The sequence below is a fragment of the Arthrobacter sp. GCM10027362 genome (genome assembly GCF_042679445.1).
Taxonomy (GTDB): domain Bacteria; phylum Actinomycetota; class Actinomycetes; order Actinomycetales; family Micrococcaceae; genus Crystallibacter.
Window position 1 is genome coordinate 1 of record NZ_JBHTML010000141.1, and the last position, 11,184, is coordinate 11,184.

The window sequence follows — 11,184 nt, forward strand, 5'->3', positions numbered from 1 at the left end:
CACCGCCGTCGAGCCGGGCGGCCGGTTGCGGCACCGCCGGGGCCGCCGTGCCCACCTCGGAGCCGTCGCCGATTACCGCGATCGGCGCCCCGATCGGCACCGTCTGCCCCTCGGCGGCCAGCTGGCGTTCGAGCACCCCGTCCTCGTAGGACTCCAGGTCCATGGTGGTCTTGTCCGTCTCGATCTCGGCCAGCACCTCGCCCCGGGCCACGGTGTCGCCCTCCTGCTTCACCCAGCGGCTGATCGTCCCCTCCTCCATGGTGTCCGAGAGCCGGGGCATGAGCACGTCCGTCATGGCTGTCTCCTAGCGGGTGAAGCGGGTGTCGTCCAGGACTTCGCGGATGACCCGGGCCAGCGCGGAGGTGTCAGGCAGGGCGGCGCGCTCCAGCGGCTTGGCGTACGGCAGCGGGATTTCCGCCGCCGCCACCCGGCGCACCGGCGCATCCAGGTAGTCGAAGGCCCCTTCGTGGACCGAGGCGGAGACTTCGGCCCCGATGCCGAAACTGAGCCAGTCGTCTTCGAGGACGACGGCGCGGCTGGTCTTGCGCGCCGAGGCGCAGCAGGCCTCCCGGTCCAGCGGGCGCAGGCTGCGCAGGTCCACCACCTCGACGGACACCCCGTCCCGGTCGAGTTCGTCGGCCACCAGCAGGGCCAGGCCCACGCCGCGCGAATAGCTGATGACGGTCAGGTCCCTGCCTTCGCGGACGACGGCGGCGGTGCCGAGTTCACCGACCTGCTCGCCGTCGGGGACCTCGCCCTTGGTGTTGTACAGGCTCAGGTTCTCCAGGAAGAACACCGGATCGTCGTCACGGATCGCGGCGGTCAGCATGGCCTTGGCGTCCGCCGGGGTGGCCGGGGCCACCACCTTCAGCCCGGGCACGTGGGCGTACCAGACCTCCAGGTTCTGCGAGTGGGTGGCGGCCAGCTGCTGGCCGCCGCCGCCCGGCGTGCGGAAGACCACCGGCACGCTGGTCTGGCCGCCGAACATGGTGTAGATCTTCGCCGCATGGTTGACGATCTGGTCCAGCGCCAGCAGGGAGAAGTTCAGCGTCATGAACTCCACCACCGGGCGCAGGCCGAGCATCGCCGCGCCGATGGCCACCCCGGCGAAGCCTTCCTCCGCGATCGGGGTGTCCCGGACCCGGTCCGGGCCGAACCGCTCCAGCAGCCCGGCGGTGATCTTGTAGGAGCCTTCGAACCTGCCGATCTCCTCGCCGATCAGGAAGACATCCGGGTCCCGCTCCATCTCGGCCCGCAGGGTCTCGTTGAGCGCCTGGCGGTAACTGATCAGGGCCACCTGGGATCCTCCTTCGGTTCTGCGGCCGGCACTGCCGGCTACTGCCGGAACAGGCGCTCCCCGGGCAGCTGTCCGGGCGCGTTGGCCACGGGGCTGGCGTAGGCGTGCGCAAAGAGTGCGTCCGGTTCCGGAGCCGCGTCGGCCTGGGCGAAGTCCACGGCGTCGTCCACGATCCGGACCGCGTCGGCCTCGGCGTCGAGCACCTCCTCCTCGCTGAGCACGCCGCCCTCGATCAGCTTCTCGCGCAGCAGCGGCAGCGGGTCGTGGGCCCACGCTTCGGAGACCTCGTCCTGGCTGCGGTACCGCGCCGGGTCCACCACCGAGTGCCCCTTGAGCCGGTAGCTCATGGTCTCGAGCAGGTAGGGCCGGCGCTCCTCGCGGGCGGTGCGCAGCGCCTCGGCGGCCGCGTCGCGCACCGCCAGCGGGTCCGTGCCGTCCACGCGGGTGCCGGGCATCCGGTAGGCGGCGGCGCGCTTGTAGATTTCCGGTTCCGCGGAGGAATGTTCCACGGTGGTGCCCATGCCGGTGCGGTTGTTGATCACCACGTAGACCACGGGCAGGTTCCACAGCGCGGCGATGTTCAGGGATTCGTGGAAGGCGCCGATCGCCGTCGTGCCCTCGCCGAGCAGGCACATCACCGCCTCGGACTCCGGTCCGGGCGGCTGGCGGTAGGCGATCGCGTAGGCGGCGCCGGTGGCCAGCGGGATCTGCCCGCCGACGATGCCGTAGCCGCCCATCAGCCGCGCCCCGGCGTCGAACAGGTGCATGGACCCGCCCCAGCCGCCGGAGACGCCGTCGACCCGGCCGAAGAGTTCGGCCATCACGTTGCGGGCTGCCAGGCCGCGGGCCAGCGCATAGCCGTGCACCCGGTAGTTCGCGTACAGGTAGTCCGTCGGCCGGAGCGCGTCCATCAGGCCGACGACCGTGGCCTCCTCGCCGAGGTTCAGGTGGCAGTAGCCGCCGATCCTGGCCTTGGTATACATCTCGGCGGCCCGCAGTTCGAAGGTGCGGATCAGCACCATTTGCCGGTAGTAATCCGCCAGGACCGTTTCCGTTGCTGCCGTCTGGGTCATGGACGCGTTTCCTTCCCGCGAAGAAGTGCGCCGCTGCACTTCCTTGAAGGCTACGCCTGCGTCCGGCGGGCCGCCAGAGCGCCGGGTCAGGTCCCCAGCCGGCCGCCGGAAGCCTGCAGATAGCAGCTGCCGCAGAATGACTCGTACCGGACGTCCTGGCCGTCGATGGCGACCTGGTCGCCGTCAAACACGATCTCGCCGCCGATCCGCCGGGTGTTGAACACGGCCTTGCGTCCGCACCGGCAGATGGTCTTGAGCTCCTCGAGGCTGTGCGCGATCTCCAGCAGGCGCCTGGCCCCCGGGAAGGCCTCGGTACGGAAATCGGTGCGGATGCCGTAGGCCATCACCGGCACGTCATCGAGCACGGCGATGCGGAACAGGTCGTCCACCTGCGCCGGGTCCAGGAACTGGGCCTCGTCCACGAGCAGGCAGGCCACCGGCTTCACGTCCACATGCTCGAGCAGCGCCTCCGGGTCCTCCCCGGCGGCGAGCCGGCCGAAGTGCTCCCGCACCGGTTCGCCGGGCCGGATCAGGAAGTCCGCCTCCCGGGCCACGCCCAGCCGGGAGAGGATCGCGGTGTCCCCCTTGGTGTCCACCAGCGGCTTGGCCAGCAGCACGCGCTGCCCGCGTTCCTCGTAGTTGTAGGCAACCTGCAGCAGTCCGGTGGACTTGCCCGAGTTCATCGCCCCGTAGCGGAAATACAGCTTGGCCAATCCAGTCCTTTCGCGCGGTCCCGGCAGTCGATTCTACTGCCGCCGGGACCGCGCGCAGGGCTCAGGCCTTCCCGGCGGCTGCCTCGATGGCCGCCTGCGCGCCCGGGTCCGAGTCCGTCAGGAACTTGCCGATCCGGTCCACTTCCTCCGCCTCACCGATGGCACCGGCGGCCCGGCCGAGTGCGTAGAGCGCCCGCAGGAAGCCGCGGTTCGGCTCGTGCTCCCACGGAATCGGGCCGGCCCCGCGCCAGCCGGCGCGGCGCAGCGCGTCCAGGCCGCGGTGGTAGCCCACCCGGGCGTAGGCGTAGGACTCGATGGTCCGTCCCTCGCCCCAGGCCTCGTCGGCGAGGATGGCCCAGACCAGCGAGGAAGCCGGGAACCGCGCGGCCAGGTCCACCGCCTCGTCCCCGGCGTCCAGCCGTGCCAGCACCTCGGTTTCCTCGGGCAGGTAGGTGGGCTCGGGCCCCAGCAGGTTCCATCCCTGCAGGTCAGCCATCAGAAGGTCTTTCCGGCCGAGCCCAGCTGCTTGGCAGCTTCCACCACGCGGGCGGCCATGGACTTCTCGGCCAGGGCGCCCCAGACACGGGGATCGTAGGCCTTCTTGTTGCCGACCTCGCCGTCGACCTTCAGCACGCCGTCGTAGTTGGTGAACATGTGTCCGGCCACCGGGCGGGTGAAGGCGTACTGGGTGTCCGTGTCGATGTTCATCTTGATCACGCCGTAGGAGACGGCGTCGGCGATCTCCTGCTCGGAGGAGCCGGAGCCGCCGTGGAAGACCAGGTCGAACGGCTTCTCCTTGCCGATCCGGGCGCCCACCTCGGTCTGGATCTGCTGGAGCAGTTCCGGACGCAGCTTCACGCCGCCGGGCTTGTACACGCCGTGGACATTGCCGAAGGTCAGCGCGGTGATGTACCGGCCCTTCTCGCCGGCACCGAGCGCCTCGACGGTCTTCAGGCCGTCGTCCACGGTGGTGTAGAGCTTCTCGTTGATCTCGTTCTCGACGCCGTCCTCCTCGCCGCCGACGGCGCCGATCTCCACCTCGAGGATGATCCTGGCCGCGGCGGTGCGGGCCAGCAGCTCCTCGGCGATGCGCAGGTTCTCGTCCAGGGTCTCGGCGGAGCCGTCCCACATGTGGGAGTTGAAGATCGGGTCCTGGCCGGCCTTGACGGCCGCCTCGGACTCGGCCAGCAACGGCAGCACGAAGGAGTCCAGCTTGTCCTTGGGGCAGTGGTCGGTGTGCAGGGCGACATTGACCGGGTACTTTTTGGCCACCTCGCGCGCGAACGCGGCGAAGGCCAGCGAGCCGGCGACCATGTCCTTGACCCCGGCGCCGGACCAGTAGGCGGCGCCGCCGGTGGAGACCTGGATGATGCCGTCCGAGCCGGCGTCGGCGAAGCCCTGCAGGGCTGCGTTCAGGGTCTGCGAGGATGTGACGTTGATGGCCGGATAGGCGAAGCCGCCGCTCTTGGCACGGTCGATCATCTCGGCATAGATATCGGGGGTTGCAACGGGCATGGTTTCTCCTCGATCGCCAGTGAGTACAGGAGGACGTAACCTCTGCTACCCATCCTAGCCAGAGCAGTCCAGCCCCGGGCCATCGCCTGGTTCTGTGAAGCGCGGCCTCAGAACGGCGGCGGGTCCTGGCCCTGGGAAACCGGCCCGGAAAGCTGCCCCTTCTGCGGCGTCCGGCGCTTGCCGTACACGGTCTGGAGCCTGCGGTTGAGGTCCTCGATCTCCAGCCGCTCCGGCAGCGTGGACAGCTCTTCCGGTGATGTGGCGGCCAGCGGTGCGGGGTGGTCCGTGTAGGTGCGCCCGGCCGGGGACGTCCAAACGACCGTTCCGGGCTCCGGCTGCGCGGCAGCCCAAAGCCCCGCGGTCTTGGGCGCGTGGTGCAGCGGGCATAGCTGGGCCAGGTTGTCCGCGTCGGTGCGGCCGCCCCGGTGCCAGGCCAGGGTGTGGTCGAGGTCGCAGGAGCGGATGGAGCGGTGGCAGCCGGGGAACCTGCAGGTGCCGTCCCGGCCCCGCAGGAAGCGCGCTGGGCCTTGGCGGGCCGGTACTGCCGGCGGTCCATGGCCAGCACGGCCCCGCTGACCGGGTCCGTGAGCAGCCGGGTGAACGAGGGCGCGTCGCCGGCCAGGTGCCGGGCCACCTGCGCCGGTACCGGCCCGTAGCCTTCCAGCTCGGCGGGGGTGTCGTCCAGGCCCAGCATGGTCAGGGCGGGAACCGTGACCATCACCTGCGCCGCGATGCCGGAGCACGACACGCCCGCGGTTCCACCGGCGCACGTACCGCAGAGCAGCAGATCCGCGGCGACTTCGGCGCGCAGCTGCGTCAGCGTCCGGGAGTCGCCCGGCCCCTGCAGCGCCACCGCCGCATCCTGGATCCGGTTGAAGGCCGCAACCGCCTTTTCGGCCGGCAGGTAGAGGCCCAGCCAGCCCATGCCGTCCTCGAGCGGACGCAGCTGAATGCAGCGGTCCGCCTCGGCCCTGGCGCGGCGGGCGGCAATGGTCTCCGGGTGCAGGCGTTCGCGCAGCTTCCGGGCCCGGGCGGCCAGCCCGGGCCCGGTCAGGCCGGAGGCGGCGCGCAGCAGTTCGGCTTCGAACGCAGGGCGGGCGGCCGGAGGCAGGAAGCAGGCTTCGGCCAGAATCACCCGCGCCTGGCCGTCCGTCAGGTTTCCTCCCGCCAAGGTCAGGAGGGTGGGCACGAATTCCGCCGCCAGCCGGAGGGCGTCCTCCAGCCGCGCGGAGGCCTCCCTGCGTGGGATGCGCAGCAGGCGAGCCGCCTCCTCGACTACCGCGGCGGCGGCGAGCCGTTCGGTGCGGGCGCCGGCTTCCGCCGTGCAATCCTCCGGCTCCCCCGCACAGGGCTGCTCCTGCCTGGCTGCCACCCGCATCCGGTCCAGCAGCCGCACCACGCAGGCATCCAGGAAGGAGCGGGACCGGCGCACCGCCACCAGGGCGTCCGCGGCCTGTTCGTAGACCAGGTCGAACGGCTCCATCCCGGCCAGCAGGGCCAGCAGCCGCTGCGGAGCCGCCGCCAGCGGCAGCCGCGCGGGTGGCCGCTCCTCGGGGATCCCGAACGGGTCCGGCCCATCCGGGTCCCCGCCGTCGCCCCAGTCATCGTCCGGTTCTTCGAGCACGGGCACGATATTGACCAGCACACCCCGGGGCGAAGCTCAGTCCGGGTCCGGATCCGGCGGCAGGGGAATGGTTAGGTTAGGTTAAATTTTTGATCCGGGCGCTGGTGCCGCGGGGACGCCGGAGCTTACACGGACTGTCCGAAAACATGACGCCGGATCCACGCGTGCATGGCGATCGCCGCGGCCGCGGAGGCATTAATGGAGCGCGTCGAGCCGAACTGCGCAATGGACAAGGTGGCATCGGCGGCCTGGTGGACCTCCGGCGTCAGGCCCGGCCCCTCCTGCCCGAACACCAGCACGCAGTTCGCGGGCAGGTCGTAGGTCTCCAGCGGCACCGAATCCGGGAAGTTGTCGATCCCGATGATCCGCAGCCCCTCGCCCCGGGCCCAGGCCACGAAGTCCTCCACCGTGGGGTGGTGGCGCACATGCTGGTAGCGGTCGGTGACCATGGCCCCGCGCCGGTTCCACCGGCGTCGTCCGATGATGTGCACCTCCTTGGCCAGGAAGGCATTGGCGCAGCGCACCACCGAGCCGATGTTCAGGTCATGCTGCCAATTCTCGATGGCCACATGGAAGGTGTGCCGGCGCGCGTCCAGGTCGGCCACGATCGCCTCGTGCGCCCAGTAGCGGTACTGGTCCGCGACATTGCGCCGGTCCCCGTGCGCCAGCAGGTCCGGGTCCCAGTGCCCGCCTTCCGGCGCCGGTCCTTCCCAGGGCCCGACGCCGACCTGGTGGCCATGGTGCTCGTCCTGGACGGGGTCGACGGCGGCGGCCTCCTGGAGTGCCCCGGTTGCGTTGGTTTCCACCCCACAAGGTTAAGCCACCACACGGCAGCCGAATTGCGGCGCACCAGCGGCGGTGCCCCGACCAATCGCCCCCCCGTCGCGGGGCATCCGGCGCTGCCGGATGTGCCAGAATCGAGGAAAGAGTCTGGCATCCCGGACATTCCCGCCCCAACCCGGAGGAAACCAATGGCAGCCTCCAAGGTCCCCGCGGCCGAGAACACGCTGCGGATCCTGCGCTATATGGCCTCGCGCCGCGGCCCGGTCTCCGCCACCGCCATTGCCACCGCCCTCGGGCTGCCCCGCTCGAGCGTCTACCACCTGCTCGCCGTCATGCAGGAGAACGGCTTCGTGCTGCACCTGCCGCAGGAGCGGGTCTACGGGCTGGGCATCGCCGCCTTCGAGCTGAGCTCGGCCTATGCCAGGCAGGAACCGCTGGCCCGGCTGGGCCGGCCGCTGCTGGCCGGCCTGGTGGACCGGGTGGGCGAGAGCGCGCATCTGGCCGTGCTGCACGGGCGGGATGTGCTCTATCTGGTGGAGGAACGGGCCAAGAACCGGCCGTCCCTGGTGACCGACGTCGGGGTGCGGCTGCCGGCGCACCTGACCGCCAGCGGCCGGGCGATCCTGGCCGCGTTGCCGGCCTCCCAGGTGCGCGCGATCTTTCCGGACAAGTCCGCCTTCATCGTCCGCCAGCCGGATCCGGCCATCACCGGCTACGCCCAGCTGAAGTCCCATCTGGAGCAGGTCCGCCAACGCGGCTACGCCACCGAGGAAGGGGACGTCACGGCAGGCTTCGGCTCACTGGCGGTCGCGGCACTGGACCATGTCGGCTGGCCGGCCGCCGCCGTCGCCGTCACCTTCCTGAGCCACCGGGTGGGGGCCGAGCAGCGCGAGGCGCTGCTGGCCGAGCTGCGTTCGGTGGCCGCGGATGTCTCGCACCGGATTTACGGCATCTGACGAGGCGCGTCTGGGATCCCGGACAGAACCGTGCGGAACCGCACTGTGCCGGGGCGGCGGCGGCTGTTTCATGGATGCAGAGGTTGTGATCCGAGCCATGCACGGATCCACGACAGTCCCACGACCCGAAAGAAGGACCGTGAAATGGCTGAGAAGTTCACCCGGCACGACCCGTCCCGCTTTATCCGGGCACCGCGCGGCACCGACCTGCGGGCGAAGAGCTGGCAGACCGAGGCCCCGCTGCGGATGCTGATGAACAACCTGGACCCGGAGGTCGCCGAGCGGCCCGAGGACCTGGTCGTCTACGGCGGCACCGGGCGCGCGGCCCGCTCCTGGGAGGCCTACGACGCGATCGTGCGCACCCTCCAGACCCTGGAGGAGGACGAGACGCTGCTGGTGCAGTCGGGCAAGCCCGTCGGGGTTTTCCGCACCAATGTGTGGGCCCCGCGGGTGCTGATCGCCAACTCGAACCTGGTCGGGGACTGGGCGACCTGGCCCGAGTTCCGCCGGCTCGAGGCCGAGGGCCTGATGATGTACGGGCAGATGACCGCCGGGTCCTGGATCTACATCGGCACCCAGGGCATCCTGCAGGGCACCTACGAAACCTTCGCCGCGATCGCGGACAAGCGGTTCAACGGGTCCCTGGCCGGCACGCTGACCCTGACCGGCGGCTGCGGCGGCATGGGCGGGGCCCAGCCGCTGGCCGTGACGCTCAACGGCGGCACCTGCCTGATCGTCGACGTGGACGAATCCCGGCTGCGCCGGCGCGAGGCCAAGCGCTACCTGGACGAGGTCGCGACGGACCTGGACGCCGCCGTCGCCAAGGTCCTCGCCGCCAAGGCCGAACGGCGCCCGCTGTCGGTGGGCGTCGTGGGCAATGCCGCCGAGGTCTTCCCCGAGATGCTGCGCAGGCACCAGGCCGGCGAGCTGACGGTCGACGTCGTCACCGACCAGACCTCCGCCCACGACCCGCTGAGCTACCTGCCCGAGGGCGTCGCGTTCGAGGACTGGCGCGCCGAGGCCGAGGCGGACCCGGTGGGCTTCACCAAGAAGGCCCAGGCCTCCATGGCCCGCCACGTGCAGGCCATGGTCGAATTCCAGGACGCCGGTGCCGAGGTCTTCGACTACGGCAACTCCATCCGCGACGAGGCCCGCAAGGGCGGCTGCGAGCGCGCCTTCGAGTTCCCCGGCTTCGTCCCGGCCTACATCCGCCCGCTCTTCTGCGAGGGCCTGGGCCCGTTCCGCTGGGTGGCCCTGTCCGGGGACCCGGAGGACATCCGCGTCACCGACGAGGCGATCAAGGAGCTCTTCCCGGACAACGGGCACCTGCACCGCTGGATCGACGCCGCGCAGGAGCACGTCGAGTACGAGGGGCTGCCGGCGCGGATCTGCTGGCTCGGCTACGGCGAGCGCCACCGGGCGGGCCTGCTGTTCAACCGCCTGGTCGCCGAGGGCAAGGTCTCCGCGCCCATCGTGATCGGCCGCGACCACCTGGACTCCGGCTCCGTCGCCTCCCCCTACCGCGAGACCGAGGCCATGGCCGACGGCTCGGACGCGATCGCCGACTGGCCGCTGCTGAACGCCCTGACCGCCGCGAGCTCCGGGGCGACCTGGGTCTCCATCCACCACGGCGGCGGCGTGGGCATCGGCCGTTCCATCCACGCCGGGCAGGTCTCCGTGGCCGACGGCACCGACCTGGCCGCGGCCAAGCTCGAACGCCTGCTCACCAACGATCCCGGCATGGGAGTCATCCGCCATGCCGACGCCGGGTACGAGCGTGCCGCCGAGGTCGCCGCCGAACGCGGTATCCGCATCCCGATGAACGAAGGACGGCAGTCATGACGACGGCGCAACTGGCCACAGTGGTCCTGGGCACCTCCGGTGCCACGGCCGACGACGTAATTGCCGTGGCGCGCCACGGCGCCCGGGTGGAGCTTTCCCCCGGGGCCCGCGGGGAGGTGGCCCGGGTCCGGGCCCACGTGGACGCCCTGGCCAGGTCCGACACCCCGGTGTACGGCATCTCCACCGGCTTCGGCGCCCTGGCCGCCAGGCACATCCCCGCGGACTACCGCATCCAGCTGCAGAAGTCCCTGATCCGCTCGCACGCCGCCGGCATGGGCCCGGCGGTGGAGCGCGAGGTGGTCCGCGCCCTGATGTTCCTGCGGGCCAAAACCCTGGCCTCGGGCCGGACCGGGGTCCGGCCCGAGGTGCTCGAGACCATGATTGCCCTGCTCAATGCCGGGATCACCCCGGTGGTGCACGAGTACGGCTCGCTGGGCTGTTCCGGGGACCTGGCCCCGCTCTCGCACTGCGCCCTGGTGCTCATGGGCGAGGGCCGGGCCACCGGTCCGGACGGGACTGAACGGCCCGTGCCGCAGCTGCTGGCCGAGGCCGGCATCGAGCCGGTGGTGCTGGCCGAGAAGGAGGGCCTGGCCCTGGTCAACGGCACCGACGGCATGCTCGGCCAGCTCATCCTGGCCATCGCCGACCTGCGCGAGCTGCTCACCGTCGCGGACATCACCGCCGCGATGAGTGTGGAGGCGCTGCTGGGCACCGACCAGGTCTTCCGCGCCGAGCTGCACGCGCCGCTGCGTCCGCACCCGGGCCAGGCCCTCAGCGCCAGCACCATGCTGCGCGTGCTGGCCCACTCCCCCATCGTGGCCTCGCACCGGGAAGGGGACCCCCGGGTCCAGGACGCCTACTCACTGCGCTGCGCACCGCAGGTGGCCGGCGCCGCCCGGGACACCGTGGAGTACGCGGCCACCGTGGCCGGGCGCGAGCTGGCCGCCGCCATCGACAACCCGGTGGTGCTGCCCGACGGCACGGTCACCTCCAACGGCAACTTCCACGGCGCCCCGGTGGCCTACGTGCTGGACTTTTTGGCCATCGTGGCCGCCGACGTCGCCTCGATTGCCGAGCGGCGCACGGACCGGCTGCTGGACCCGGCCCGCTCGCACGGGCTGCCGCCGTTCCTGGCCGAGGATCCGGGCGTGGACTCGGGCCTGATGATCGCCCAGTACACCCAGGCCGGGCTGGTGGCGGAGAACAAGCGCCTGGCCGCTCCGGCCAGCGTGGATTCGATTCCGAGCTCGGCCATGCAGGAGGACCACGTGTCCATGGGCTGGCACGCGGCCCGCAAGCTGCGCACCGCCGTGGCCAACCTGCGCCGGGTGCTGGCCATCGAGCTGGTCGCCGCCGCCCGCGGCCTCGAACTGCGCGCGCC

Annotated in this window: 10 protein-coding genes and 1 pseudogene; 3 read left to right on the forward strand and 8 right to left on the reverse strand. The window is 71.3% G+C overall.

Annotated features, from left to right (window positions below):
* The 8 genes and pseudogenes from ACFQ36_RS16710 to ACFQ36_RS16745 all read right to left on the reverse strand — a co-directional run.
* A partial coding sequence (locus ACFQ36_RS16710; protein WP_377015567.1) for a biotin/lipoyl-containing protein occupies positions 1–295 on the reverse strand: 295 nt, incomplete at its 3' end.
* A gap of 9 nt (positions 296–304) precedes the next feature.
* Positions 305–1,297, reverse strand: coding sequence for an alpha-ketoacid dehydrogenase subunit beta (locus ACFQ36_RS16715; RefSeq protein WP_377015569.1), 993 nt, complete (start codon positions 1,295–1,297; stop codon positions 305–307).
* Positions 1,298–1,335: 38 nt separating this feature from the next.
* Positions 1,336–2,370: a pyruvate dehydrogenase (acetyl-transferring) E1 component subunit alpha gene (gene pdhA / locus ACFQ36_RS16720; protein ID WP_377015571.1), complete on the reverse strand. Its 1,035-nt coding sequence runs from the start codon at positions 2,368–2,370 to the stop codon at positions 1,336–1,338.
* A gap of 86 nt (positions 2,371–2,456) precedes the next feature.
* Positions 2,457–3,083, reverse strand: coding sequence for a thymidine kinase (locus tag ACFQ36_RS16725; protein WP_377015573.1), 627 nt, complete (start codon positions 3,081–3,083; stop codon positions 2,457–2,459).
* A 61-nt stretch (positions 3,084–3,144) separates the two neighbouring features.
* Positions 3,145–3,579 carry a DUF3151 domain-containing protein gene (locus tag ACFQ36_RS16730; RefSeq protein WP_377015585.1) on the reverse strand — a complete coding sequence of 145 codons (435 nt, stop codon included), beginning with the start codon at positions 3,577–3,579 and terminating at the stop codon, positions 3,145–3,147.
* Positions 3,579–4,598, reverse strand: coding sequence for a class II fructose-bisphosphate aldolase (gene fbaA / locus ACFQ36_RS16735; RefSeq protein WP_377015575.1), 1,020 nt, complete (start codon positions 4,596–4,598; stop codon positions 3,579–3,581). Before fbaA ends, ACFQ36_RS16730 begins: the two co-directional genes overlap by 1 nt.
* Positions 4,599–5,121: 523 nt before the next feature.
* Positions 5,122–6,081, reverse strand: a pseudogene (locus tag ACFQ36_RS16740) (DUF222 domain-containing protein); the annotation flags it as partial.
* Positions 6,082–6,347: 266 nt separating this feature from the next.
* Positions 6,348–7,028, reverse strand: a complete 681-nt coding sequence (locus ACFQ36_RS16745) for a TrmH family RNA methyltransferase (protein WP_377015577.1) — start codon at positions 7,026–7,028, stop codon at positions 6,348–6,350.
* Between the two features lie 165 nt (positions 7,029–7,193).
* Between ACFQ36_RS16745 and ACFQ36_RS16750 the strand changes: the two genes are divergently transcribed.
* The 3 genes from ACFQ36_RS16750 to hutH form a co-directional block, all read left to right on the forward strand.
* Complete coding sequence (locus ACFQ36_RS16750; RefSeq protein ID WP_377015579.1) at positions 7,194–7,961, forward strand: IclR family transcriptional regulator; 768 nt, start codon at positions 7,194–7,196, stop codon at positions 7,959–7,961.
* 144 nt (positions 7,962–8,105) lie between these two features.
* Positions 8,106–9,803 (forward strand): urocanate hydratase, encoded by a 1,698-nt coding sequence (gene hutU / locus ACFQ36_RS16755; protein WP_377015581.1) that lies wholly within the window; start codon positions 8,106–8,108, stop codon positions 9,801–9,803.
* Positions 9,800–11,184 (forward strand): histidine ammonia-lyase (hutH, locus tag ACFQ36_RS16760; RefSeq protein WP_377015583.1); only part of this gene is annotated, 1,385 nt, incomplete at its 3' end. The genes hutU and hutH, both read left to right, overlap by 4 nt.